At 48.1% G+C, this 26,074-nt stretch carries 21 protein-coding genes; 13 read left to right on the top strand and 8 right to left on the bottom strand.

Features of this window, described 5'->3' with window-relative positions; translation table 11 throughout:
- The first annotated feature begins 90 nt into the window (after positions 1–90).
- From rimK to ACZ5QV_RS14210, 3 genes are all read left to right on the top strand, one after another.
- Positions 91–993 (top strand): 30S ribosomal protein S6--L-glutamate ligase, encoded by a 903-nt coding sequence (gene rimK / locus ACZ5QV_RS14220; protein WP_464600426.1) that lies wholly within the window; start codon positions 91–93, stop codon positions 991–993.
- The gene (locus tag ACZ5QV_RS14215) at positions 990–2,153 is read left to right on the top strand and encodes a succinylglutamate desuccinylase/aspartoacylase family protein (RefSeq protein ID WP_464600425.1); all 1,164 of its coding nucleotides are present in this window, start codon (positions 990–992) and stop codon (positions 2,151–2,153) included. Before rimK ends, ACZ5QV_RS14215 begins: the two co-directional genes overlap by 4 nt.
- A gap of 71 nt (positions 2,154–2,224) precedes the next feature.
- The gene (locus ACZ5QV_RS14210) at positions 2,225–3,136 is read left to right on the top strand and encodes an ATP-grasp domain-containing protein (protein WP_464600424.1); all 912 of its coding nucleotides are present in this window, start codon (positions 2,225–2,227) and stop codon (positions 3,134–3,136) included.
- 865 nt (positions 3,137–4,001) lie between these two features.
- On the opposite strand, the gene ACZ5QV_RS14205 is transcribed toward ACZ5QV_RS14210, so the two are convergent.
- Positions 4,002–4,718, bottom strand: a complete 717-nt coding sequence (locus tag ACZ5QV_RS14205; protein WP_464600423.1) for a uracil-DNA glycosylase family protein — start codon at positions 4,716–4,718, stop codon at positions 4,002–4,004.
- A 334-nt stretch (positions 4,719–5,052) separates the two neighbouring features.
- On the opposite strand from ACZ5QV_RS14205, the gene ACZ5QV_RS14200 reads away from it, so the two are divergent.
- Together ACZ5QV_RS14200 and ACZ5QV_RS14195 are read left to right on the top strand one after the other, a co-directional pair.
- Positions 5,053–5,379: a hypothetical protein gene (locus tag ACZ5QV_RS14200; protein WP_464600422.1), complete on the top strand. Its 327-nt coding sequence runs from the start codon at positions 5,053–5,055 to the stop codon at positions 5,377–5,379.
- 180 nt (positions 5,380–5,559) lie between these two features.
- Entirely contained in the window at positions 5,560–7,212 is a 1,653-nt protein-coding gene (locus tag ACZ5QV_RS14195; RefSeq protein WP_464600385.1) for an IS66 family transposase, read from the top strand.
- 336 nt (positions 7,213–7,548) lie between these two features.
- On the opposite strand, the gene ACZ5QV_RS14190 is transcribed toward ACZ5QV_RS14195, so the two are convergent.
- The 3 genes from ACZ5QV_RS14190 to ACZ5QV_RS14180 all read right to left on the bottom strand — a co-directional run bounded on the left by ACZ5QV_RS14190 (position 7,549) and on the right by ACZ5QV_RS14180 (position 10,535).
- Complete coding sequence (locus tag ACZ5QV_RS14190; RefSeq protein ID WP_464600421.1) at positions 7,549–7,824, bottom strand: hypothetical protein; 276 nt, start codon at positions 7,822–7,824, stop codon at positions 7,549–7,551.
- 283 nt (positions 7,825–8,107) lie between these two features.
- Positions 8,108–9,310, bottom strand: a complete 1,203-nt coding sequence (locus tag ACZ5QV_RS14185; protein WP_464600420.1) for a tetratricopeptide repeat protein — start codon at positions 9,308–9,310, stop codon at positions 8,108–8,110.
- 112 nt (positions 9,311–9,422) lie between these two features.
- Entirely contained in the window at positions 9,423–10,535 is a 1,113-nt protein-coding gene (locus tag ACZ5QV_RS14180) for a cache domain-containing protein (protein WP_464600419.1), read from the bottom strand.
- 241 nt (positions 10,536–10,776) lie between these two features.
- On the opposite strand from ACZ5QV_RS14180, the gene ACZ5QV_RS14175 reads away from it, so the two are divergent.
- The gene (locus ACZ5QV_RS14175; protein WP_464600418.1) at positions 10,777–11,577 is read left to right on the top strand and encodes an exodeoxyribonuclease III; all 801 of its coding nucleotides are present in this window, start codon (positions 10,777–10,779) and stop codon (positions 11,575–11,577) included.
- A gap of 34 nt (positions 11,578–11,611) precedes the next feature.
- Here the strand turns inward: ACZ5QV_RS14175 and ACZ5QV_RS14170 are convergent, their stop codons facing one another.
- From ACZ5QV_RS14170 to ACZ5QV_RS14160, 3 genes are all read right to left on the bottom strand, one after another.
- Entirely contained in the window at positions 11,612–12,364 is a 753-nt protein-coding gene (locus ACZ5QV_RS14170) for an ABC transporter permease (protein WP_464600417.1), read from the bottom strand.
- Positions 12,361–13,158: an ABC transporter ATP-binding protein gene (locus ACZ5QV_RS14165; RefSeq protein ID WP_464600416.1), complete on the bottom strand. Its 798-nt coding sequence runs from the start codon at positions 13,156–13,158 to the stop codon at positions 12,361–12,363. Before ACZ5QV_RS14165 ends, ACZ5QV_RS14170 begins: the two co-directional genes overlap by 4 nt.
- Positions 13,159–13,407: 249 nt before the next feature.
- The gene (locus ACZ5QV_RS14160; RefSeq protein WP_464600415.1) at positions 13,408–14,583 is read right to left on the bottom strand and encodes a hypothetical protein; all 1,176 of its coding nucleotides are present in this window, start codon (positions 14,581–14,583) and stop codon (positions 13,408–13,410) included.
- A 320-nt stretch (positions 14,584–14,903) separates the two neighbouring features.
- Here ACZ5QV_RS14160 and htpX point away from each other — a divergent pair, with 320 nt between their 5' ends.
- From htpX to ACZ5QV_RS14140, 4 genes are all read left to right on the top strand, one after another.
- Positions 14,904–15,782 (top strand): zinc metalloprotease HtpX, encoded by an 879-nt coding sequence (htpX, locus tag ACZ5QV_RS14155; protein WP_464602115.1) that lies wholly within the window; start codon positions 14,904–14,906, stop codon positions 15,780–15,782.
- Positions 15,783–15,813: 31 nt separating this feature from the next.
- Positions 15,814–16,434 (top strand): PspA-associated protein PspAB, encoded by a 621-nt coding sequence (gene pspAB, locus ACZ5QV_RS14150; protein WP_464600414.1) that lies wholly within the window; start codon positions 15,814–15,816, stop codon positions 16,432–16,434.
- Positions 16,435–16,832: 398 nt separating this feature from the next.
- On the top strand, positions 16,833–19,103 hold the full coding sequence (locus tag ACZ5QV_RS14145; RefSeq protein WP_464600413.1) for a M4 family metallopeptidase: 2,271 nt from the start codon (positions 16,833–16,835) through the stop codon (positions 19,101–19,103).
- Positions 19,104–20,061: 958 nt separating this feature from the next.
- Complete coding sequence (locus ACZ5QV_RS14140; RefSeq protein ID WP_464600412.1) at positions 20,062–21,561, top strand: tripartite tricarboxylate transporter permease; 1,500 nt, start codon at positions 20,062–20,064, stop codon at positions 21,559–21,561.
- 679 nt (positions 21,562–22,240) lie between these two features.
- On the opposite strand, the gene ACZ5QV_RS14135 is transcribed toward ACZ5QV_RS14140, so the two are convergent.
- Entirely contained in the window at positions 22,241–22,945 is a 705-nt protein-coding gene (locus ACZ5QV_RS14135) for a DUF169 domain-containing protein (protein ID WP_464600411.1), read from the bottom strand.
- A 307-nt stretch (positions 22,946–23,252) separates the two neighbouring features.
- Here ACZ5QV_RS14135 and ACZ5QV_RS14130 point away from each other — a divergent pair, with 307 nt between their 5' ends.
- From ACZ5QV_RS14130 to ACZ5QV_RS14120, 3 genes are all read left to right on the top strand, one after another.
- Positions 23,253–23,777 carry a PASTA domain-containing protein gene (locus ACZ5QV_RS14130; RefSeq protein ID WP_464600410.1) on the top strand — a complete coding sequence of 175 codons (525 nt, stop codon included), beginning with the start codon at positions 23,253–23,255 and terminating at the stop codon, positions 23,775–23,777.
- A gap of 425 nt (positions 23,778–24,202) precedes the next feature.
- Positions 24,203–25,282 (top strand): tetratricopeptide repeat protein, encoded by a 1,080-nt coding sequence (locus ACZ5QV_RS14125; protein WP_464600409.1) that lies wholly within the window; start codon positions 24,203–24,205, stop codon positions 25,280–25,282.
- 230 nt (positions 25,283–25,512) lie between these two features.
- Positions 25,513–26,037 carry a tetratricopeptide repeat protein gene (locus ACZ5QV_RS14120; RefSeq protein WP_464600408.1) on the top strand — a complete coding sequence of 175 codons (525 nt, stop codon included), beginning with the start codon at positions 25,513–25,515 and terminating at the stop codon, positions 26,035–26,037.
- Positions 26,038–26,074 lie beyond the last annotated feature (37 nt).

The raw sequence follows: 26,074 nt of genomic DNA, 5'->3' as shown, positions 1-26,074 counted from the left end.
TATAAAACATAGGCGATATTAAAGGTAATATGGCCTGTACACTTTTCTCTTTAAAATTCATCAGGCCTGATATCCGTGGGGAGGGAAAGTATGATAATCGGTATACTGTCTCAGGAGCCTGAGACCTATTCTACCCGGCGGCTGCTCGAAGCCGGAGCTGAGCAGGGCCATGAAATGCAGGTAATCGACACCCTGCGCTGCTATATGAATATCACCTCCTCAAAGCCAAGGATTCACTACAGGGGAGATCCTCTTTCAGATTATGACGCTGTAATCCCGAGAATCGGGGCGTCCATCACCTTTTACGGGACTGCGGTTGTGAGGCAATTTGAGATGATGGGGGTCTTTCCTGTCAACGGCTCACTTGCAATCACCCGTTCCAGAGACAAACTGAGGGCCCTGCAACTGCTCTCGAAAAAAGGAGTCGGGCTTCCTATCACCGGCTATGCCCGCTCCCCGGACGATATCGAGGACGTGATTAAAATGGTGGGCGGGGCTCCCCTTGTGATCAAGTTGCTGGAAGGGACCCAGGGAATAGGCGTGGTCCTGGCGGAGACCAGAAACGAAGCAGAAAGCGTTATTGAAGCCTTCCTGGGCCTGAACGTGAACATCATGGTCCAGGAATATATAAAGGAATCAGGGGGAGAAGATATCCGCTGTTTTGTTGTCGGAAATCGGGTCGTTGCGGCGATCAAACGCAAGGCAAAGGAAGGGGAATTTCGCTCGAACCTGCACAGGGGCGGGAAAGCCACTCCTGAAAAAATCACACCCGAAGAACGCAGGATGGCTGTAAAGGCGGCTCATATCATGGGACTCTGCGTGGCCGGGGTTGACATCCTGCGCTCCGACCGGGGCCCCCTTGTAATGGAGGTTAACTCTTCCCCCGGGCTCGAAGGAGTTGAAACGGTGACAGGAAAGGACATTGCCAGCACGATTATTGAATTTATCGAAAAAAACGTAAATTCCGGTAGGTGCTTTAGGGGAAAAGCATGAGTCCTAAAAATAGACAAAAAAAGGATAACAGGGACACGCCGCTGGAAATTGCCGGAATCGAGATCAAACCCGGAGAGCGAAAGTGCATCGAACTGCCTGCCGCAAGCCTCTATACCCAGACACCCATGAACCTGCCTGTTCATGTACTTCGGGGAAAAAAAAGGAGTGATCCTTCCCTCCCCGCCCCTCGCCTTTTTATCACGGCCGCGATCCACGGGGACGAGCTTAACGGCGTGGAGATTATCAGGCGCCTGCTCGCATCCTCCCGCCTGAAACACATGCATGGGACACTGATCGTGGTCCCGGTCGTAAACGTTTACGGTTTTATTTCACTTTCCCGCTACCTTCCGGACCGGAGGGACTTAAACCGCTCCTTTCCGGGCAGCCAGCGGGGCTCTCTTGCCTCCCGTCTTGCGAACCTGCTCATGAAGGAGATCATAAGCAAGTGCGAGTATGGAATCGACCTCCACACCGGGGCCATTCATCGTCCCAACCTCCCCCAGATCCGGGTGAACCTGGACACGGAAGGAGCCGAGCCCCTGGCAAAAGCCTTCAATGTCCCTGTCATCCTGGACTCCAAACTCCGCGACGGCTCACTCCGGGAAGCCGCAAGCGAATTTGGAATCCCCATCCTGGTCTTCGAAGGAGGAGAAGCCCTGCGCTTTGACGAGCTTTCGGTAAGAGTCGGGGTCCGGGGAATCCTGAGAGTCATGGAAACCATCGGGATGCTGCATACCACCTCTTCCAGAAGGATCAGGAGCATCGTACCCCTTATCGCCCGCTCCAGCCACTGGGTCCGGGCCCCTAAAAGCGGCATCATCCACCCCACTAAAGCCCTCGGGGACAGGGTCAGGGAAGGAGACAGCCTGGGTTTCATCGCCGATCCGTTCGGAAGTCCGGTTGCGGTGGCTGCGGTGGCTGCGGCGGATGTGGGTGGGGGGGTCCCCGTCCCCGCCTCCGGGGAAGAGCCAATCGTTGCCGAAAGAGACGGAATCATCATCGGGAGAAATAACCTCCCCCTGGTAAACGAAGGAGACGCCCTTTTTCATATCGCCTGCTATGAGGAAATCGATGTAGTGGAGTCACAGCTTGAAGAACTTCAGGAGCTGGAACTGCGCCCACCCGAACTATTTTCCGGGCCTGAAAGGCCTGATTCTTGAGCAACTCGGGAAGTTCTAAATACCTGAAAGGGTTTGTAGGTAAGAATTTGATTTACTTTTAAAAGGAACAGATGATGAAAGGCTGGATTTTATACAAGGACTCGGCTTCCGGACTGCGGCCCGAAGCTTATGAGATGCACCGCTTTGTCGAAGCGGCGAAAGAGAAGAATATTGAGATCAGGGTTGTCAGGCCCGAGCAGTTTGATCTGATCGTGACAAGGGACGACCGGAAGAGTATTTTACTGGACGGAGAGGTCGTCGCCCTTCCGGACTTTCTTCTCCCCAGGATGGGGGCGGGCACGACCTATTTTGCTCTTGCCGTCATCCGCCATATGGAACGCCTGGGGGTTTACGTCTTTAACTCTTCCGAGAGTATCGAGACCGTAAAGGACAAACTCTATTCCCAGCAGATCCTGGCCGAGCGAAATGTTCCCTTCCCGAAGACCATGCTCGTCAAGTACCCGGTTGATGTGGACCTTGTGGAAAAGCAGCTCGGTTTTCCGGTTATACTGAAGACCCTTTCCGGTTCCCAGGGCAGCGGGGTCTTCCTCTCGGAGAACTCTTCCAGTTTCCGCGACCTTCTGGAACTGATCCAGGCCACGAAGAGCAATGTTAATATAATCCTCCAGGAGTTCATTGAGTCCAGCCGGGGCCGGGACCTTCGTGTCCTGATCATCGGCGGTCGGGCTGTGGCCTGCATGGAGCGGGTCTCGACGGATGAGAGCTTCAAGGCCAATTTTTCCCGGGGTGGGGAAGTCCGCAAGTTTGATATGACCTCTGAAATCGAATGGCTGGCAACTGAGACAGCTCAGATCTTCGGGCTGGATATAGCCGGAATCGACCTGCTTTTTGACGGAGAGCATTTCAAGGTATGTGAGGCAAATTCCTCACCGGGCTTTGAGGGAATCGAAAAGTGCTGCGATGAGGATATTGCGGGCCTGATTTATGATTTTATTAAGGTCAGGCTCGGAAAGTTTGATTAATTAGTTTTGAGAATTTTAGCAGGCAGTTGCAGGGTTTCGGTGGATTCATAATTTTTGAAACCGACATTGGAGTTAGATGGCCGGCAACCTTTGGAAAACAGAAAAAATATATTTAGCAGGTCTTGGCGAAAAGCTTTTTGAATCGCATGGCCCGGATTTGTGAGCTGGATATTTTTGTTTTGGTGGGGATGGGCTGGTTTTTGTGGTTCAGAAAACCGGGCCCTCAACGCCCATCAGGGCGGCCTTTTTCGAGAATGATACAAAATAGGATGCATACTTTTACGCCGCTGATTTTTGAGAGGGAAAGGGATTTCTGCATCCAACGCAGGGTTTCTGTGTATTCGAAATTTTTCAAAACCGGCGGCGGGGACGAAGGGCGGGCAATCTCGGAAAAACAGAAAAAATATATATAGCCGGACTTGGCGAAAAGCTTTTTGAATCGCATGGCCCGGATTTGTGAGCCGGATTTTTTTGTTTTGGCGGGACATGATTGGTTGCTGTGGTTCAAAAAAACGGGCCCTCTACGCCCATCAGGGCGGCCTTTTTCAAGAATGATGCGAAACAGATGCATACTTTTCCACCACCTTTTTTGAGAGGAAACGGCGATTTCAGTATAGTTTTATTTTTCGGAAGTTTTGGGGCGGCTGTAGTGAAAGGTGTTCTGTGACAAGCCCTTACCAAAGCCAAGCTAAATTCTTACAGGAATAGAACATGACCACCTGTTATTCCCATCCGAAACCCTTCGAAATCAAGGCTGATAGAGTTCGACTTGTCCTTTATTGAAGGAAAGCTAAGGGTTAAAGGAGATTGAAGCTTACCACTGGTTTTCATTGAGTGCGAAGATTTCTTCAAATGAGTGTTGAACTTACTCAATCCACTTGATGAATTTATTTTTCAAAAGCAGCTTCAATTCATTGTTTATTGACCTGTCAACTGTATCATTAAATGTGCGATTCTTTTTGGATTGGTTATATATCGACAGTATATCGATTCCCTCTATAATGTCGTTTCTGATCTCCATTTTTCGGACCATGTCCGTAAATGTTTCCGAGCCTTCTTTCAGTTGTGGGAATAAACGTGTTGCAGGCTCTCCCATCAAAACAATTGCGTTTAAGGAATCTATTTGGGTCAACCTGCCTATCCACTGACCCAGGCAATTCTCAATTTGTTTTTTACTTGGCAATCTGTTCTGCCTGGTTATTTTACCAGATTTTTTGTTTTTCGGTTCACTGTACCAGGGGTAACAATTGCAGGCATGGACCCAAAAAACATTCTCCCTGAAAATATCCAGGTCTTTTCCCGATAGACCGAAAGCAGGCAGTACATCATTAATCAAGAAATTGTTTTCCACACTTACGAGTCCCCCATCAGGAGAATTGCTTGCTTTGCCGTTTAACCAGGCTTGTAACGAAGGTGATTGGCTGATAAGAAGTACTCTGGGATTTTCGGGGCCGTAAACTAATGGTTTTATGCAATCGATTTCATTCTTTAGCCATTTTTGATTGGCGTATACTGTGTCCTGATATAAGTTCACGAAGCATTTTTTGTCACATTCACGTATTTCTTCTGCAATTGTGTGCATTTTACATCCTTCTTTTTAGCGGAGAAATGGATAAAGCTGTATCAAAGTATTTTAACTGAATTAAGTCAACATTATTAAAATATCTTGTGGGTGTTTCAAAAGTGCCAGAAGCAGGGTTTGCAAATCTTATTTTTGCCTGTGAGGATGGGATATTGCATGAACTTTGCCGAAGTAACTTTAATTTCTATTAAAAAATCGTATCCTCTTCAAAATTTTGTTTTACCGATGCAGGTCTGTTTTTTGTGGTTCAGAAAACCGGGCCCTCAACGCCCATCAGGGCGGCCTTTTTCGAGAATGATACAAAATAGGATGCATACTTTTACGCCGCTGGTTTTTGAGAGGAAACGGAGATTTCAGTATTCAAGTCCGGATTTCTGTGTATTCGAAATTTTTCAAAACCGGTGGCGGGGACGAAGGGCCGGCAACCTTTAAAAAACAGAAAAAATATATTTGGCTGGTCTTGGTGAAAAGCTTTTTGAGTCGTATGGCCTGGATTTGTGAGCCGGATCTTTTTGTTTTAACGGGGCAGGGTTGGTTTTTGTGGTTCAAAAAAACCGGACCCTCAACGACTGAAGAGCGATCTTTTTTGAGTCTGATGCAAAACGAATTCAAACCACGGAACTCGGGCATGGAATACACGGAAAATATTTTGTCTGCTTGAGCGAGTGAAACGAGTGAAACAGACCCGTGCTCCCGAAGCGGAACTCGGGCATGGAATACACGGAAAAAAGAATGATGGAAGACGCCATTTAAGTATCCTCTTCAAAAATGATGGAATCTGAATCATAACTAAAATATAATATTAGTTTCACTTATTCATATTCACTTTTTGGAGATAAAAATGGATCTTGAAGCCCTCAAACAATCATTGGCATCTCTTAACATAAATCCTGATGAAATTGAGGATGAAAGGTATGCCATAGCTTTTCGTATTCTGTTCTCCGCCCTTGAGGAACAAAATAAAGAGATTGAATCCCTCAAAGTAGAGAACCAAAAGCTTCGAGATGAAATCAACTTACTCAAAGGTGAACAGGCCCAACCTAAAATTCGCGGTTCTAAAAAGAATGAGGATATTTCTTCTGAAAAAGAGAGGAAAAAAAGAAACCCTCAAAAAACCAAGAAATCAAATTCCAGAAAGAATAAAATAGATATCCATCAAACTGAAATTTGTAACGTGGATAGGGCTACTTTGCCAGACGATGCCGTCTTTAAAGGTTATCGTGGCATAACGATCAGAAATATCATTATAAAACCCTGGAATACCTACTATCTGGAAGAGGTTTTTTATTCCCCTTCAGAGGGTAAAACCTACTCAGGTAAATTGCCAGATGGTGTCAAGGGTGAATTTGGACCTGAGCTCAGGACTCTCGTCCTGACGCTTTACCATGTTGCCAATGTTTCAGAACCCAAAATTCACGAGTTTCTGAAAAACATGGATGTTTTCATATCCAAAGCAACAATTTCTCGAATCCTAACCAAGGACAACGAGATCTTCCATAAAGAGAAAGATGCGATTTTTCAGGCGGGTCTCAATTCCACAAGATATCAGCAGATCGATGACACAAGTGCCAGAGTAAAAGGAAGTAACTGGTACACTCAAATCATCTGCAATCCCTACTATACTACTTATTTCACATTTCCACATAAAAATCGAGAAACAATTTTGGATATACTCATGTGTGGAAATAAAAAAACTTACTGCTTTAATGAAGAAGCGTTTGATTTGATGCAAACGCTTAATGTGGCAAAAAAATGGCAAGATAAGCTCTCTCCTTTCAAAAATAAAATATTCAGTGACGAAGAATTACGTCGAAAGCTGGATCTTCTTCTCTCCCCAGATGGATATAAAAATACCAAGAAGTGGATTCGTGAAGCCTCTGCAATTGCTTCATATCATCAGATGACAAACATACCTGTGGTTACCACTATTTTAAGTGATGATGCACGTCAATTCAAGCAACTTACATACCATCATGCACTCTGTTGGATCCATGATGGGAGAAACTACAAAAAATTACGCCCCATAGTGCCTTATCACAAGGAAAAGCTGGAAGCTTTTCTGAAGAAATACTGGGCTTATTATGAAGAACTCTGTAAGTTCAGAGAAAATCCAAATTCGGAAGTAGCGGAGCAATTATCCACCGATTTCGACAAGTTGTTTTCGACCAAAACAGGATATGAACAGCTTGACGACAGGATCAGTAAAACGAAAGAAAACAAAGAAAACCTATTGATGGTACTAACTTTGCCAGAAATCCCTTTGCATAACAATGCAGCAGAGTTAGCAGCAAGAGCAAAAGTCAGAAAAAGAGATGTGAGTCTCCAATCCGTGACAGATGAAGGAACAAAGGCAAACGATACCTTCATGTCCATTGTTCAGACAGCAAAGAAACTGGGTGTAAGTTCATATGACTACATCTTTGATCGAGTGAGCAATAAATTTGAGATGCTATCTCTGGATCAACTCATTAGAGAAAAAAGCGCATTGAGTTGAAAGCAAAGAGCTTTCCACTCAATTTGAAAAGGATACCCATTTAAGGTTGCTCTAGCCGAAGCGGAGAAGCTAACTGATAAAAACCAGCCTGCGGTGTTGAAGGGCCGGCAACCTTTGAAAAACCGAAAACATATATTTAGCAGGTCTTGGCGAAAAGCTTTTTGAGTCGCATGGTCTGGATTTGTGAGCCGGATTTTTTTATTTTACCGGGGCTGGGTTGGTTTTTGTGGTTTAAAAAAAATGGGCCTTCAACGCCCATCAGGGCGGCCTTTTTCAAGAATGATGCGAAACGGATGCATACTTTTCCACCACCGTTTTTTGAGAGAATAAGAGATTTCAGTATTCAAGTCCGGGTTTCTGTGAAATTCTCAATTTTTTAAAACCGTCGGCAGGGACGAAGGGCCGGATTAGTGGAATAATTTTGATTCTCTTAGACGGCACTGGTTTTTGTTCTTTATCGTTTTTTTTTCTTTGTGTTTTCAAGAAAAGGCCGGTCAGCAAGCTGACCGGTGAGAGCTCTGTCTCCTCTCCATAAATAAAAAACGATGCTCTGGGATTGATTTTAAGCCATAAAAAAAGGCACTGGCTGAAATGGGAAAGGGCACATTTCAAAAATGGCCAGGAAACAGTGGGAATTTGTTTAGAGATAACTGGGCCGGGTTTTGGAGTGAAACGAACTTTTTGTTTTACCGGGGCAGGATTGATTACTGCATCTCAGAAAACCGGCCCCTTAACTCCCATCAAACCGGGCTTTTCGAAAATGATATAAAATAGACACAACTTTTCCAGCGTTCTTTTTAACAGAAAGAGGGACGGAGGGGGGCCCATTCTCCGTCCTCAAAAACCCGGGCCTTCAGGCAAAGGTTTCAGGTGGGGGTAGTTGACAGGTTGACCTTTACTTTTTTTCAACTTTCCTTGTCCACACGTTCTTTCTTGTTTCCTCTTTCTTTTCCTCTCTTCCTCTCCCCTCTTTTATAGCTCCTTCTTTTTTAGCTCCCTCTGTTTTTTGCCCTCTCCCTCTCTCCTTTTTATCACTACCCTCTGTTTTTGGTTCTTTCCTTGTCCATTGGCTCCTCATTTCTTTCGGAGCTTCCTTTCCTTTTCTCCTTCCTTTTTCTATTTTTTCTGTTTCTTCTTTTTCTTCTTCTTCTTCATCCATTTCGATTCCGAGTTTGGCACTTACGGTAAGTATGGCCTGCCAGGCCTCGGCATAGTCCGGCTTGATCCTGAAAGCCCTTTCATAGGAACCCAGGGCCTCGTCATATTTTTCTAACTTTGAGAGAGCCTGGCCCTTATAAAACCAGGCCTCGGCAAAATCAGGTTTTATCAAGATGGCTTTTTTACAGGCTTCAAGGGCCTGCCTATCTTTGTTGAGCCTTATAAGAGCAGGGCTTTTTCCGACCCAGATCTTTGCGTTGTTCGGGTTTAGCTTGAGGGCTTCGTCATACGCTTTTAAGGACTCCACAAACCTGTCCAGCTTGTAGAGAACAGAAGCTTTTGCTTCCCAGGTCCTTGCAAGCTTCTGGTTGAGCTTCAGAGCTTTATCATAAGCATCCAGAGCCTCGTCATATTTGCCAAGATCAGCGAGCACATTGCCTTTCCCATGCCAGGCCCCGGCAAGTCCCGGATTGGCAGCAAGAGCTTTTTTACAGGTATTAATGGCTTTATCATGCTGTCCAAGCCTGCAGAGCACCGAGGTCATGAGGTTCCAGGTCTTGTCGCTCTCCGGCTTTATGTCAAGCGACTTTTCAAAAGCCTGCAAGGCTTCTTCTTCCCGGTTCAGTTGCAGGAGCAAAAACCCCTTTTCAAAGAGATAGCTGGGGTTATTGGGTTCAAGCTCAAGAGCCATGTTAAATGCCTGCAGGGAACCTTTGTACTGCCGGTTTCTCATCAGCACCGCTCCTTTGCCTGCCCAGGCCCCGGCATCTTTGGGGTTTTTCGCAAGGACTTTTTCATGGACTGCAAGGGCCATTTTCAGGCGATCAGATGCACTATAATTTTCCTTTTTAGAATAATTTCTCATGGTATCGATCCGTATTATTTTGTTTGGGGGGGCCTCTCCCTCTTTTCTTTTCTGTAAAAAGAGAGTGCAGTACAATCCCATCCCCCCGATGAATGGAAAATTCCAGAATTAATCTTCTTTAAGAATAGGTTCTCTTATTTTAAGTCAACTACCAAACAACCAGAGCCCCGGGTAGTTGACACTTCCCTTACTCGAAACTCTCTTCAAATTCCTCATCCGGAGCCGACTGGTTTACGGAAAGGAACAAAAGGCCTGTATTTCCCGTGTTGTATACTGTCTCAAATGAGCCTTCAGGAATGTAAACGAGCTGGCCGGGCCGGAGTTTCACCGGAACGTCGTCCAGATAGAGAACCCCTTCTCCTTCAAGGACATAATGGGCTCTCGGAGTTTCCACCAGATGAGAAGTAATGCTTCCTCCGGCCTCCAGCGCCGAATAGCTGATGCTGCATTCCAGGCCAGGTTTCCGGTCAAAATCTTCAGGGTTAAAGAGTTCGGAGACGCTTATATTACCTTCATTTTCAAGGACTTCACATTCCTCGAGGTTCCTGGATATTATATATTCCTCCGGATAAAAGCCCGTCCCTATAAGGTAGGTCTGCTCTTTTCCGGAGGCCCTTTTGATGAATGTGTACTTTCTTGAAGGTTCGGCACTCTCCGGCCCGGGCCAGCTGTACTCCACCCAGCCTTCTCCCGCATCACTCAGGGCGGTTTCCAGAAAAAGTTCTCCTATGGGTTTGCCCTCGGAGTCCCGAAGCTCTTTCAGGTTTATGCCTTCCTTGCTGCCATTCGGGGGATAAACCAGCACTGTCCCGTCCATGCTCCCGACAAATATATAAAAGTCACCGTAGAACCAGGACGAACCTTCTTCCCGAAACTCCGATAAGCCCTCTTCGCCGTTCTTTTCAATCAGGCCGGCCGCAGTCCTGATCCGGGACTCAAGAATCCTTTTTCTGACTGCTATTTCACCGGTCCCGTTCTTCAGCAGTGAGGAGGCAGGAGGTTTCGGAATTACGGTGTTTATATTTTCCGAAACATTCCGGGATGAAGAATTTATCTCTCCACTTTTCTCTGCCTCTTCCAGGGTTTGTGTCCCCGCGGTTTCTTCCGTTCCCGGCTCGGGTATTTCAGTCAGAGAATTATTACTTACAGCTGCTCCCTCTTCCCCATTTTCCATTCCGGAAGCAGGTTTAGGTTCAAGTTCAGGTTCTTCAGGGCCTGCACTATTCAGGTCTCCACCGGTAAAAATCCCCACTACCAGAGCAAGGGCAAGCGTGCAGCAAAGAATTTTGATCAGATTCATACGATTTTCCATTTTTTCGGCTTATTTTTTGGCTTTAACAGCTAAACTTTCTCAAGAGACAATTCTAGTTCAAAGGATTCCATAAAATTTAAATCCTTTCTGATTTACTCTTTTAATTTTTCTATTTTGCATCTCCCTCAAGGCCTAAATAGCCCCATATCCAAATAAGAGACACAAAAAAGGGACATACGGAAAAGACAAATAAGAAACATACGGAAAAGACAAAAAGAGGTATCTCAAAATGCCAGGCCACTACAGGATCATCTCCTGGAACGTAAACGGAATCCGGGCCGTGATCAAAAAAGGCTTCCTGGACCTCCTGTTGGAGCAAAAATTCGACATAGTCTGCGTCCAGGAGATCAAAGCCTCCCCCGACAAACTCCCCCGGGAAGTAAAGAACATCCCCGGCTACCACAGGTACTTCGTCTCGGCCGAGCGCAAAGGCTACAGCGGGGTAGCTCTCTTCTCAAAAGAAAAACCCCTGAACATCGAAACAGGCATGGGAATTGAAGAATTCGATCGTGAAGGCCGCGTCCTCCGGGCCGATTATGAAAATTTCATTCTCCTGAACATCTACTTCCCCAACGGCAAAGCCTCCCCAGAACGCCTGGCCTACAAAATGGCTTTTTACGAAGCCTTCCTCGCCTACGCAACCCGGCTGGGAGCAGAAGGCAAAAAGCTCGTCATCTGTGGAGACGTAAACACCGCTCACAAAGAAATAGACCTGGCCCGCCCCAAAGCCAACGAAAAAATCTCAGGCTTCCTCCCTGAAGAAAGAGCCTGGCTGGACAGATTCCTGGCCGCAGGCTACATAGACACTTTCCGAATTTTCAACGATCAAGGAGAAAACTACTCCTGGTGGTCCATGCGCACCCGGGCAAGAGAAAGGAATGTAGGCTGGAGGATCGACTACTTTTTCGTAAGTGATAATCTCAGAGAAAACGTGAAATCCGCATCGATTCTTTCGGAAATTATGGGCTCAGACCACTGTCCCGTGGGGCTCGAACTGGATTTCCGGGAAACCATTCCTTCTGACTTCTAAAACCTGAAAGAAAACAAAAGGGGGAACCGGGCCTTCAGGCCTCGATTTTTGAAAAAAGGACAGTTCCGAGCCCGCAGATAAAGACCGCCAGCCCGGTAATTACCAGAAGGTCATAGTACACCCCAAAAATGCTCCCCCCAATAAGCGCTCCCCGTAGGCCGTCCACCCCGTAGGTCAGGGGGTCTATCCGGCTGATAAAGTAAATTGCAGGAGGCAGGTTATCCACAGGGAAAAGGGCTCCCGAGAGGAAGAAAATGGGCATTATCAGGAAGTTCATTATGACCTGAAAACCCTGCATGTCCTTCATTTTCGAGGCAATTGTCAGGCCCATCCCTGTGAAAAGGAGGGCTATCAGGAACATGAAAACCAGCCCCAGGCAAAAACCCGCAAGGCTCCCGGCTCTGAACCCGAGCAGGTAAGTAAGGCAAAAGACGACCAGGCCCTGGACCATGGCAATCGTGGCCCCACCGAGGGTCTTTCCGAACATGATCTCCGTCCTTGAGATCGGGGCCACAAGGGTCTCTTTGAGGAAACCGAATTTCCGGTCCCAGATGACTTCGAGGCCTGAAAAGACGGCTGTGAAGAGGATAGACATCGAGATGATGCCGGGGGCCAGGAAGTCCATGTAATTCGCGCCTCCGCTGGCCCTGCTGTACATGGGCCCGAAGCCGAAACCGAAGGCTATCAGGAAGAGCAAAGGCTGCCCAAGGGAGCCCACCAGCCTGGCTTTCGAACGCCAGTAGTGCTTGAGCTGCCTGAGCCAGAGGATGTAGATTACTTCTATCATCGTTTCCCTCTTCCTCTCATGAACCTCATCATTCCTCCACCGCCGCCGCTGTTTTCGTCCCTTATGTCCCGTCCGGTTAGTTTCAGGAAGGCCTCTTCTAAGGATTCTGTCCCGTTTCTTTCGTTTATCTGTTCAAGGCTGCCGGACTCGATGATTTTCCCGTGGTCGATTATTGCAATTTCATCCGCTATGGCCTCGGCCTCTTCCATGTAGTGTGTGGTCAGGAAAATCGTCATGCCCTTCTCCTCGTTCAGCTGCCTGATGTGCTCCCAGATCGAGTAGCGGGTCTGGGGGTCAAGCCCCACCGTGGGCTCGTCCAGGAAGAGGATTTTCGGGTAGTGGACAAGAGCCCTTGCAATCTCAAGCCTGCGCTTCATCCCTCCTGAGTAGTTCTTCACGAACTCCTTCTGCCGGTCAGAGAGCCCGACGATTTTCAGGGCGTCCTGGATCCGAGCTTCCCGTTCTTTTTTAGGCACCTTGTAGATCACGGCATGGTAGACCATGTTTTCGTAGGCCGTAAGTTCATCGTCGAGGCTCTGGTCCTGGAAAACGATCCCGAAGGAAGCCCGGGCTTTGTCTTTTTCTCTCAGAGCATCATGACCGTTGATCCGGATTTTCCCGGCAGTGGGACGCAGGACGGTCGTGAGCATCTTGATCGTGGTTGACTTGCCAGCCCCGTTAGGGCCGATGAAGGCAAAGACCGAACCGGCTTTTACGTCAAAGCTGATCCCGTCTACGGCGCTAAAGTCTCCATATTTTTTTGTAAGGGACTGGACTGAAAGGATGTTTTGCATAAGCTGGTGGACCTGATTGTCATTTTTTGCTAATTGTGATGAAAAAGAATCCTTAATTAGTTTCCTGAATTTGTTGATGGCCTGTCTGATAAAAAGGTATCGGTATAGGGCGGCCTTCAACTATATCGAAATTGAAAATTAAGAGTTCTTTAAAGAATTCCAGATGATTTTTGCCAACTTTATAAAAAAAGAGACTGGGGAAGAGAATGAAAAGGTAAAGAAAAAGAGAATAAAAAGTTTTCCGCCGGTTTACACGAGTTCAACCGTAACATCCATATTTACTTTTTTCTGTCCGGCAGGCACGCCGTGATGGGTCATGGTCAGGTAGTCGCCTTTTGAGATTTTTCCGTCCCCGTCAACATCGATATGGACAGAGAGGGCATAAGTCCTGCGGGCCTCAAGTTCCGGGAAACCCAGGCTGAAGGGGATTTCGCTTTCTTTCGAATCCGCTGCCACGTTTTCAATTATAGCTTCGGAGATAAGGATTGAGGAAACGTCCATGAGACTGACATCCTCAAGCCGGACGTAAGCGGAAGCCCCGTCAAAAGCTGTGGGCATTTCCTCAAAGAGGATGCTGCCCTTGATAAGCCCGTAGCTTTCCTCTTGTTCTCCCTCGCCGGCAGGCATATCATAGGCTCCCAGGACAAGGGTGCCGTCTACCCCGTTGACCCGGACCGTGTACTCTCCGGCTTCAAGGCCTTCGATGTTGATCGGGACGTGCTCCGTAAAGGGGACCAGGTTCATTGTGCAGGGGGCGTTTTCCCTGGTCAGGGTTGGCAGGTCCACGAGGATTAGTCCACCTTCCTGCCTCTCAACTGTTATGTTTCCGGAATCAAGTCTTTCACAGTTTCCTGCAAGCATGCCCGAGACAATGGCAGTTACCTGCGGGGGGATGGATCTCGTCATTATTATCATAACGTTATCGACGGCCGCCTTTCCGGGGGCATAGGTCTCACCGGGAGTCAGAATGTCGTAGGGGGTCAGTTCAAAGCCTGCTTCGATTCCGTTGACCAGAACCGTATAACTGCCGACCTCAAACCCTTCCAGATCAAGGGGGATGTTCTCCTCGAAAGGCACGAGGGCCTCGGTGCAGGCGGCCTCTGCAGGCCTTAGCGTGGGAACATTCATAACGATGTCAAAATTGTCTCTTTCTACCGTGATGTTGGCCCTGTCAATCCGGGTACAGCCGTCAGGCAGGTTACCTTTTACGAAAACGCTTATTTCAGGAGGGATTACCGTATTTTTCATATCGATCCGCGCCTCTTCGACGGAGGCGGTTCCGTATACGAAAGCTGTGCTCATGGAGTCTCCGTTTTCACGATTAATTGCTCCATCTTCCCCACTGCTGTCAATACAACCACTGAGAGGGAGCAACAGCAGGATAAGGGAGAGGGTAAGTAGTTTTGCCATTATTTTTGTTTTCATCGCATCACCGTTCTACCTCCTACGTATCCTCCCGGGAATATATGCCTTCCTTTGACTTCAAGGCAATCCGTAGTTATCCGGTCCTGTTTTTTTCCGCGGTCTTCTCTTTATCTCTCATTTTTTTATTGTTTCTGGTATTAATTCCTGCTGAAACTTTGCAGTGTTTCTTTTTTGAGTTCCTTTTTCGATTTTTTGACAAAAGGCCGGAATACTCAAAGTGAATCCGGATCAAAGGCCTGCGGGGTTTTAACATTTATTCGAGAGAAGGGATTTAAGTATGGAGGAAATACTTTTATGGGATAAACAGCGGGGGGAAATCCATTAAACGGAAATGGGAACAGGACCGGGGCCTGCAAGGCCGGATGCTTTTGACAATGTTTTTGCTTGCGGCAGTTTACCTCTTCTTTTTAGCCTTCCTCTCCTACAGCGGGACTCAACCCTTAATCATGCTTATTTTCGTGGGCCTTTTTCTGGGCGTCCAGTACTTTTACTCGGACAAAATGGTGCTCTGGACAACCGGGGCCCGGATAGTCTCCGAGAGTGAAGAGCCGGAACTGCACGGGATGATCACAAGGCTCTGCGTCCTTGCCGACCTCCCGAAACCTGAGGTAGCTGTTATGCAGTCTCCGGTACCTAACGCCTTTGCCACCGGCCGGAGTCCCAAAAAGGCTGTTGTCGCGGTCACAACCGGGATTATGAGCAGGCTTTCCGGGCCCGAACTTGAAGCCGTCCTGGCTCACGAACTGAGCCATGTCAAGAACCGGGACGTAATGGTTATGACGATTGCGAGTTTCCTCTCCACGGTCGCCTTTTACATCATGCGCTACAGCCTCTACTTCGGATACGGGCAGCGGAGGAAAGGCTCAGGGGGAATTGTAGCCATCTGGATAATCTCGGCTCTCGTCTGGCTCCTGAGCTTTTTACTTATCCGGGCCCTTTCCCGCTACCGGGAATTTTCCGCGGACCGGGGGTCAGCAGTCATTACGGGACAGCCCTCAAACCTTGCCTCGGCCCTCATGAAAATCAGCGGGACGATTGAGAGAATGCCTACAGAAGACCTCCGGAAGGTCGAGGGAATGAGTGCTTTCTTCATAATCCCGGCCCTTTCTGGCTCCTCCCTCATGAACCTTATTTCCACTCACCCGCCTGTGGAAAAGCGGCTTAAGGCCCTTGAAAAAATTCAGGAGGAGATGAGTTGATCGTAGGAAAGGCAGGCAGGGGGAGAGCCTGATGGGTTTCCGGGACTTCATGGACGCCGTCCTCGGCCGGAGCAGGCTCCCGAAAGCAAAACCTGATAGACTCTTTGCCATGTCCACGGCGAGCATCACGCTGGAAAGCAACCTGGGCCTGACCCCCTCGGAGATGGCCGGGCTTTGCTTCAAACCGGTCGAAGCCTCCGGGTATGCAGCTGCAAGACAGGAAATCGAGGAGCTGCTGGAGTTCAGCGCAAAGGAAACCGGGACGGAATTCAGGCTTGAAAAAGATGAGTACAGCTTTCTCTGGGCAGTCTTTAAAGACCCCGATTTTGAGGACCTGGTCGCAAACGTCCACCTGGTCAGTGAGACCCTTATGGGACACGGTTTTGGAAAACAGCTTCTCTGTGCCATCTACCGCTTTGAAAGGGAGGCCGAAAAGGATAAGGATAGTTCGGAGAGCGGGAGATATGCAGGCAGGAAAGCGGTTTACTGGATCTTTAACTTCAAGCAGGGGACTTATTATCCCTTCGTGCCTCTTCCGGGAAACAAAAGGGACAGCTCCTTCGAATTCAGGCTCAGGGCCGGGATGGAGCGGGAACTTCCGATTGAAAAGGATGTGGAAAGGTGGTATCCCCTCTGGGGAATACCTTTCTGATCTCGACATCGAATCAGGCTTAGAATCCCGGTTTTGTGTGGGGCTTCGGCCTGAAAGTTACTAAGGAATTGTAAAAATATAAGTTCAGATTTTCCGTTCGGGAATTGCTCTATACTCATACAGGTTGTGTTTTTGTTGGTGGAGACGTTTGGTGTGTGCATTCAAACCACGGAACACACGGAACACACGGAAAAAGGATGCAGGAAGACGATTTTAAGGTTGTTCTGGCGTTTTTCAGTCCGCTTGAGTGAGCGAAGCGAGCGAAACGGACCTCTTGCTGTTGCGATTTCATCGCAACTCCCAGGAAATCTTTGATTTCCTGTGATCCCGAAGCGAAACTCGGGAAGCGAAACTCGGGAAGCGAAACTCGGGTGCCTAAATAGATTTAAAGGGAAAACATGGCAAAGCTGAACGAAAAGCAGTCAAAAGCCCTGACGAAGTTGAAAAAGTTTGACCCAAAATTGGAAATCTTCTGGGATAAAAATATGAAAATTCCCAGGTTTATGCGGGGAAAGCTCTCAAGTCCTTCTTCCAAAAACCCGGAAGTCATAGCCCGAAAATATCTGGAAGAAAACCGGGACCTTGTGGACATGCAGGAAGGCCTGGTGGAATATCTGGAACTGGCGGATGTCGTGTCCGATATACATGGAGCTCACCACGTTCTTTTTCGCCAGTTTCTCTCAGAGCTGCCTGTTTTTGAGGGGTCCCTTCAGGTCCATATAAACCCGGAAGGAGTGGTCTTTGCCTGCAAGGACTACCGGCTTGCAGAGCTCAGGCTATCTCTCGAGCCAGAGGTAACTGTCATATCCGCAATAGAAACCGTGCTTGAAGACCTCGGGCCGAAAAAAAAGCTCAGGCTGCCCGGGGCCTGGCAAATGATTTACAGGGACCGGGAAAAACGGCCCCATCTGACCTGGCAGATCGAAACCCTCTCTGCGGAGGGCCTTGCGGGGAGCTTTTATTTTGTAGATGCCCGCACAGGGAAGGTGCTCTACAGTTTTTCCCAGATCCGGGATGCTCTATCAAGGCGGACCTATACCGCCCACAACGAAACCGAGGTCCCGGGAGAGCTTATCCTTGAAGACGAGGAGACCGTTCCCGATGAGGTGGCCCTGGCCGCTCATGAGCACATGGCAGTTGTGTACAGGTATTTCAAAGACAGGTTTGGCAGGGACAGCTATGACGACCGGGGGGCAGCCCTTGTCTCCACCGTCCATTTTGGGCGGAACTACAACAACGCCTTCTGGAGCGACTACTACAAGCAGCTTGTTTTCGGAGACGGAGACGGGTACCGCTGGAAACCTCTGGCTTTTGCCCTTGACCTGGTGGCCCATGAAATGACCCATGCCCTTTGCTCCCTCACGGCCCGCTTTGTGTACACTGAAGAAGCAGGGGCCCTGGACGAGTCTTTCGCAGACGTCTTTGCGGTTTTTATCTCGAACAGAGAGACGATTACGGACTGGCAGATGGGGGAAGGGGTCTATACCCCCTACCACGAAGGAGACGCCCTGAGGGACCTTTCCTCTCCTGAAAAATACGGGCAGCCGGACCATGCGGACAACTGCCACTACCTGGTCCCGGGGGAACGGTCGGACCCTTACAAAAACGACAGGGGATACGTCCATTACAACAGTGGAATTCCCAACAAGGTCGCCTACCTGATTATCGAGGGCGGGACCCATTACGGAATTTCGGTTGAGGGGATCGGAAGGGAAAAGGCCGAGCAGATCTATTTCCTTGCTCTTACCGCCTACCTTGCCAGCTCGACTCTGAGCCGCTGGACCTTCAGGCAGGCAAGGTACGCTCTGCTAAATGCCTGCTGGCAATTATACGGCCGAAAAGGCCCAGAATATGCCACGATAAAGGACGCCTGGGCCGCGGTGGGGATAGGAGAACCCAAAGCGGACCTGCACCTGATTGAAAAAGAGCTTTTCCCGAAGGCCTATGTCCCCGACAATTGTCCGGAAGGGATACAGAGTTCCATTTATATTCCGGAAGAGGGGCTGGTTGAGGATATCCGGGTGAGTGTGACTATCATGCACCCCTACCTTAGGGATCTGAGGGTTACCCTGTTCTCTCCGATCGGAGAAAGTGTGGTCCTGCATGACCGACAGAAGGATTCGAAAAAAAACCTTGTCAGGACGTACAACCTGGGCTCGGTCCCCGGGCTTCGGGCCTATCTGGGAGACCGGGTACAGGGGAAATGGACCCTGAGGGTTTCGGACCACGCAAGGGAACACAGCGGCTACCTGGTCCGCTGGGAGCTTAAGTTTCTGGCCCGGAAAGCCGAAAAGAAGGAACTTAAAAGGGAACTCTTCCCCTTTAAGGAAATTCCTGACAATGACCCCGCAGGCATAGAAAGCCGGATCGAAATCGAAAAGTCGGGAAAAATCGTAAACCTGGACGTTTCCCTGGACATCAGCCACAGCCGGATAGGGGATCTCAGGGTTTCTCTCCTTATGCCTTCGGGAGAGGAACTGGTCCTGCATAACAGGACCGGGTACGGCAGGAGAGATCTCCGAAAGGTTTACAGCACCAGATCCGGGGATGAAATGCAGGCTGCCGTGAGCAAAGATATAAACGGGATCTGGATCCTGAAGGTTGAGGATCTTGCAAAAAGAGATGTGGGGACCCTGGACAGCTGGGGCCTCTGTATCATTTATGAATGATTTTCCGGGAATAATTTTTCGGGAATAATTTTCCAGGAATAATTTTCCGGGTAATAGCTTTCCCAAAAATTGACCGGGATGTGAAAATAGTCTCATATGAGGGATCCTCTTCCTCCGGGCCTTCAGGAGGCTGGGGGAAGAGTCCACACCTTTCTGGAGAGATATTTTGCAGTTATGTTTGGAGGTAGGGCTGAGGAAATGGCAATAACCTCATGTTTTCCCTATGATACCTGTGAAATGCTAACTCATGAACCCCTTCAAGATTAGCATCTTTAAACTGCAATTTATACATTGTCTCTTATCTATAAAACATAAGTGGAATTGATTTTTTCTTTACTTTGATGCGATACATTGCATCGAAATTTTTTGGCGGACTTATCAGATAACGAAAGTAAAATTGTTCATGCCTACAATTCAATTATTTGTGCCATGTGTAGGTCTGTCCGCAGGACAACGAATGTATAGAGACCCTTGGGAAAAAGGTTAAGTTCCAGAGACATATGAAATATTTTGAAGTTCCCCCACCCAGATCAAGTTTGCTTTATTTACAAACCCCCCTTCCCGGATTGTTTGAAGGGAAACAGGAATTCCCCCCATTTTCATACCATCTGCCCTGTTTTTTCATGGGCCAACTCCCTGTTTCGTCCTTGAACAGCCCCTGGTTTTTCATCAGACCCTTCTGAAGGATTGGCCATTTCCTTAGGAAAAACACTTCATTTCAGGAAGATGTCCCTTTTGCTCATTCCTTTTCACCTGGCAGCCCGGCCCTCAAATATTCTGAAAATAATAAAAAACTTCCTTCCTCAACTAAACATCTCTTCCGGTAATTCATGCAAAAATTTACAAAGGATGAGTTCGTAAAAATTTATTCAATCTTTTACAGTTCCCGGATTCCCGGGAATTTTAGTTATCGGAAATCGGGGGTTAATCGAAAAATGGGAATTTTGGGGGCATCTTATTGAATCCTGGCCTTGAAACGGCTCTTTCGTTATCGCTGCCACTGGTACTGGCGTCCATTTTCGCAGGGTACCTGCTGGGCGTTTTTTCAGGCCTCGTGCCGGGCATCCACACGAACAACTTCGCCCTGATGCTTGTGGCCTTTTCCCCTGTGCTGACCGAGCAGGGCCTGCCTCCTTTCTATGTTGCCCTTATTATCCTCTCTAACGCTATCGCCCACACCTTCCATGATATCATCCCTTCCGTTTTTCTGGGGGCTCCCGATGGAGACACGGCCCTCGCAGTCCTGCCCGGACACAGGCTTTTGCTTGAGGGTTTCGGGGCCGAGGCGGTCCGGCTCTCGGCGCTCGGGAGTGCCGCCTCGGTTGTGGCGTCCCTGCTCTTTGTTATTCCCTTCTCCCTCTTTTTCGGGGCCATGTATCCCTACCTGGAAGAGTACATGGCCTGGGTCCTGATCTTCATAGTGTTTCTCATGCTTGCGAGTGAAAAGGGGGAAAAGCTGCCCGGCCAGGGCTCGCTTGCGGTTTACAGATACCGGGCCCTTGCCCTCTTCCTTTTCCTGATAACGGGAATTCTCGGGCTTTTTGCCTTCCGCATGGAGGGTCTTATGGACCCCATCATTAATTTCGGAACGGCTTCGATCCTGCTCCCCCTCTTGAGCGGGCTTTTCGGGGCCTCCCAGCTCGTCATAAGCCTCATGACAGGTTCAAGCATCCCGACAAGTTCCGAGACCAGGATGGAACTTTCCCGTAAACGGATCGTGAGGGGCGTGCTTACCGGAAGTGCTGCAGGCTCCCTTGTCGCCTGGCTTCCGGGAGTCTCCTCCGCAATTGCGGCGCTTCTGGCCCGGCTCCTTATGGGAGGGAATTTTGACACGGAAAGCGCAATCCTAAAAAGTCGGAAAAAAGAAGATTCAGGCCAGGACTCAGGTCTGATTACAGAAAGTTCCCCGAAAACTTACCCGGAGGCTGAAAATCAGGAAAGAGGCTCGCCGGCATCAGTATCTCCCGCTCCGCTTTCAGTTTCATGGGACGCAGACGATTCCGACTCCGGGCTCGAAAGTGCAAAAGAGTTTATCGTATCGGTCTCGGGTGTGAACACCTCCAACGCGATTTTCGGGCTTGTGGCCCTGATGGTTATAGGAAAAACCCGGAGCGGGGCGATGGCCGCAGTAAACGAGGTCCTGGGGCCGGAGGTTATCGGAAACGTTACGATCATCCTCTTTTTTGCGGCTATACTGCTCAGTTCCCTGCTCTCCTATTTTTCTACGGTTTTCATAGGAAACAACATCCACCGCTTCCTGATGAAAATTGATTACCATAAACTCTGTTTTTCCGTGCTAATCGGACTTGCGGCCATGGTTCTTCTCTTCACCGGACTTTTCGGGCTCTTTATTTTCATAATCTCGACTCCCATAGGGATGATGGCCGGTTTTATGAAGGTCAGGAAATCTCATGCCATGGGGGTTATTCTCCTGCCCGTGATCATCTACTTTTTGTGAAAAAGGGAAGGGATACCAGAACAGATGACATATATTCGATCTGTGGTGATGAAACGCCTTTTGAGTCGCATGGCCCGGATTTCTGAGATGATTCGAAAAATTATTATTCGGACCGGGTAGGATTGATTACCGAGAGTAGGAAAAACGGGCCCTCAACGGCCGACGAAGGAGGCCGGGCTTTTCAAGAATGATGGAAAACGGATGCACACTTTTACACCACTGTTTTTTGAGATGAATCGAAATTTCAGCATCTACCACAGGGTTTTTGTGAAATCAAATTTTTTATGTGTGTTATCACGAAAAGGCCGCTCGCTTGCGCGACCGGGGAGAGCCCCGTCTCCCCATCTCGAAATCATTAACTATTTCTGGAAATTGGGTTTGATTCGTAAAAATGAAGCTCTGGCCGAAGTGTAGAAGTGTACTTATCAAAACCGACCTGCGGCGTTGAAAACCCGGCAACCTTGAAAAACAGGTAAATATATTTGGCCGGACATGGCAAAAAGCTTTTTGAGTAGCCTGGCCCGTTTTTCTGAATGGTTCGAGATATGTTCATTTCGGCCGGGTAGGATTGCCTCCTGCAGCGGGTTGAGAGTCCATGTTTCCGAAAAATCCAAACTCAAAAAACCCGCTTCTGTTCGAAGTTTTAGCGATTATGCCGCCGGGGCCGGAATAATCATTTTTAAGCAGTAATCGCCCTCAAACCTTCCATAAGCTCCTTAAGCTTTCCCACAGGCAGCCCCATGGTCAGTTCCGAGTCTTTGATTCCGGTAAACTTCCGGCTCCCAGAGCAGCCGACCGTGATCCCGACCTTGCCGCTCAGGTAGGGCTCGGCCACGGCATCGGAACAGATGCTTTGCTTGCCTGCGAATTCGGCCTCCACCCGACCTCCCTCGTTGTAGAGGAGGGCCTGGGTCAGGAGCATTATCTGTATAGGAGAGCAGATAATAACCACTACATCCGGCATGAAGCTCACCTTTTCCAGGGGGCCGTAGAGGACGGCCTTCATGCTCTCAGCCTCCAACATGGGGACTTTTTCAAGAGTCTTTCTGGAAGCCTCCAGCGTCTTGAAATGTTTGAGATTCTTGTGGTAAAACTCCCCGCTTGCAAGTTTCGGGGGCATGTGCCCGAGACCCAGGGCCGCAGCCCCGCCTTTACAGGCCTGGTCGGCCAGGTAAGCAACGAACTCTTCTTTCGTGCTCCGCACGCGGTCCACCATCTGGCAGTGCTTCATCCCTTCTTCGATTTTTTTTATTCCTTTCGGGATTTCCTCCTCTTTCCGGATAAGGGCAACTCCAACAGGAGAAGTTTCCAGTTTCAGTAACTCAATTAGTTCTCTACCATACCCGTTTATTTTTTCTATCTGTTCAGGACTTATGGACTCCATAAGTATAACCTCTGATTTTTGAATGCGATTCAGATTTTTGATTTGACTTTTGATTTTAAAGAATATATAAAAATCAGAAGCAAGGCTTCTTTTTTGGCTTCGACAATCTCTATGAAGATTTTCAGTATTTTTCACAAAAATGTCATAAAACTTAGAAAGTTGAGCCAGAAAGGGAGATTAAAATGTATAATTTAAAAAGTATTAAGGGAACTAGGTGTATTAAAAAATTATATTTAATAAATGACATCTGGAATAAAAATGGAAGTTATCTCTGGATGTCCGTTAAAATAAAAAAGGACAGTGTACCATGAAGGTAAAGCTTGAACAACGCCTGGAAGAACTTGAGGCTGAATATAAATCCGGCCAGAAGATCCTGATTGATATTGAAAACACCCTGAAAGGGCTCCAGAACCGGAAAGAAAACCTGGAAGAAACCCTGCTCAGGATAAGCGGCGCAATTGAGCTGCTTGAAGAGCTGCTGGACAGGCCGGAATCCGCGAGTGGGGTGGGCGAGACAGCGGGTGGGGCCGAGGAAAGAAATGAGGCCCCGGCTTTTAAAGATGAAGAAGAGGTTGAAGTCCCGAAAGTGGTCAGACTACCTCTCGACAAGGCCAAAAAAACATTGGAAGACGCAGGGCTGCAGGTAGGGGAAATCAGCAAACAACCCATTTTTGTGGCGGGGATTAATTTCGGATACGTGATCAAGCAGAACCCGAATCCGGGAAAAAAGGTCGGCCTCGGGAAGACCGTTGACCTTGTGCTGGCTACAAAGGGGAAGTTCGAGCCCGATCTGAGCCTAAATTCCAAGCTTGGCAACTTCTGTAACCGTTAAGGAATGGCTGAAAAATAACTTCATATTTTCAGGTAGGGAATCACTTTATACCCACACAGGTTATATTTTTGTTAATAGAAATGTCTTGTGTGTGCATTTAAACCACGGAACACACGGAACACACGGAAAAAGAATCCCGGAAGGCACCAATTAAGGTTGTTCTGGCGTTTTTTAGTCCGCTTGAGTGAGCGAAGCGAGCGAAACGGACCTCGTGCTCCCGAAGCGAAACTCGGGTATTTAAAGTCTCGGCTTACTCACCGGCCATCAGGCCGGTTTCCGTGTCCTTCCGTGTTTTTCCGTGGTTAAGAAATGGTAAACAAAAATACTTGATACTATATTTGACTCATTTCTAAGCAATAGGGAAAAAACCGGATAGTAAATACCAAACTGCATAAAAAAATCCGCATAAAAAAAAGGATGGAAACATGAATAGCATAGTACACTCAAAAAAAATCAGCAACCATCTGGATGAACTGAGCAACCACTGCAAGGCTGCAATTACTGCCTTTTCCGGAATTAACAGCTGCCAGGCGGGGGAGTCTCCCTCTTCTCTCTCCGAAAGCAAAAATTTATGTATTCAGGAGTTCTCAAAGGAAATTAAAAATATTGAAGGGATGTTCTGGAACAGGAACAACAGGGAATACAGGAAAGAAATCCGGGAAACCCTTCTTACCGAGGACTCTCCTTTCTTTACGAAAGGCGGGGCCGAAGAATACGGACTCCTGGGTCAGTTCCAGGCAGTCCGGGGGATTTATGCGTCCCTTTCCTACTATGAAGATTTCGGTAACTGTTTTGAAATTCTCAGTAAAGACCCTGAAAACGTTTCCGTCCTTTTCCAGAAAAGCGTGCTCCTCTACAAAACAGGCAGGCATTTGGAAGCTTTGGGGCTTCTTGATCAAGTGCTGGAAACTGACCCTTCCGACTATAAAATCTGGTTTAACAGAGGCGTGGTCCTCTCCGAACTCGGGAGGCTTGAGGAGGCCCTTGAAGCCTATGTCAGGACAAACGAACTGGAACCCGCCTTTGCGGCCGCCCGGGATAATAAAGGGGTGGTCCTCGCAAGACTCGGTCGCCATGAGGAAGCCCTGGAACTCTACGAAACCGTCCTCGGAGAAAACCCGGACTACGCCGAAGCCTGGGCCGGAAAAGGGGCAGTTCTTTCGGCGCTCGACCGAAAAGAAGAGGCCCTCGAAGCTTACGGGACCGCTCTGGTCCACAGGCCTGAATATCAAGAAGCCCTCGCCGCAAAAGGGGAACTGCTTGTCGTACTTGGAAGGTTTGAGGAAGCCAGGGACATGTATGACAGGGCTATTGAACTCTTCCCTGAGGACCTGAAACTCTGGTATAACAGGGGACTTATTTTACAGGAGCTTAAAGAGTATGGAGAAGCCCTGAAAAGCTACAACCGGACTTTGGAGCTGAGGCCTGGTTTTGGGCCGGCTCTTGAAAACAAGGTAAAGGTGCTTTCTGAAATAAGCCGGGAAAAAAAGCTGGCGGAAGAGTGAATATTCACGATTTCCGTATCCGGGAACAGAAAAAATATATACTTTCAAAAGCAAAAATTGATAAGAATTATAATAATACTAATTCAAATTAAGAACAACCGGAAAAAAGTGCAAACAGAATGCCGGAAAATTTGTTTTTGGAACAGGAGCGGGAACCTTTCTAAAAGGAGAGTGGTACAATAGCAAAGGATAACATAAGACCTGAGGACAGCGTCAAGCCCGAGGATCTCATGATAGAGGAATTACCTGGAAATGGGGAAAAAAATACATTTTCCCTCCTGAAACGTGCAAAAGAGACTTCAGATTACGATGAGAAAATAAAGCTGTATGACGAGGCTCTGGAACTTGACAGAAACTTTATGGAGGCTTGGTACCAGAAGGGTTTTGCTCTTGACCGCAAGGGAAAGTCCGATGAGGCCCTGGCCTGCTATGACGAGGCCCTGAAAATCGATCCTGAAAACCAGGGGATCTGGTGTCTCAAGGGCTTTGCCTTCAACAACATGCAAAAGTTCGAAAAAGCGATCGAATGCTATGACGAGGCCCTGAAAATTGAACCTGGTGATATTTTTAGCTGGTGCCAGAAGGGCACAATTTTCGAAAACCTCAGTAAATATGAGGACGCGGCCGAGTGCTACGACAGGGCTCTGGAAATTGACCCCGCTGATGCTTACATAAACGAGAGAAAAATAAAGCTGCTTCAGAGGCTCAGTAAAACGGATGACTTTGTAAGTAAAGTCATGGACTCTCTAAACTGAAGCAAAGTCCAAAAAAAGTTAGAAATTAAATTCGAAA

This window comes from Methanosarcina baltica (assembly GCF_055394095.1).
This window is presented reverse-complemented; position numbering and strand designations above follow the sequence as displayed.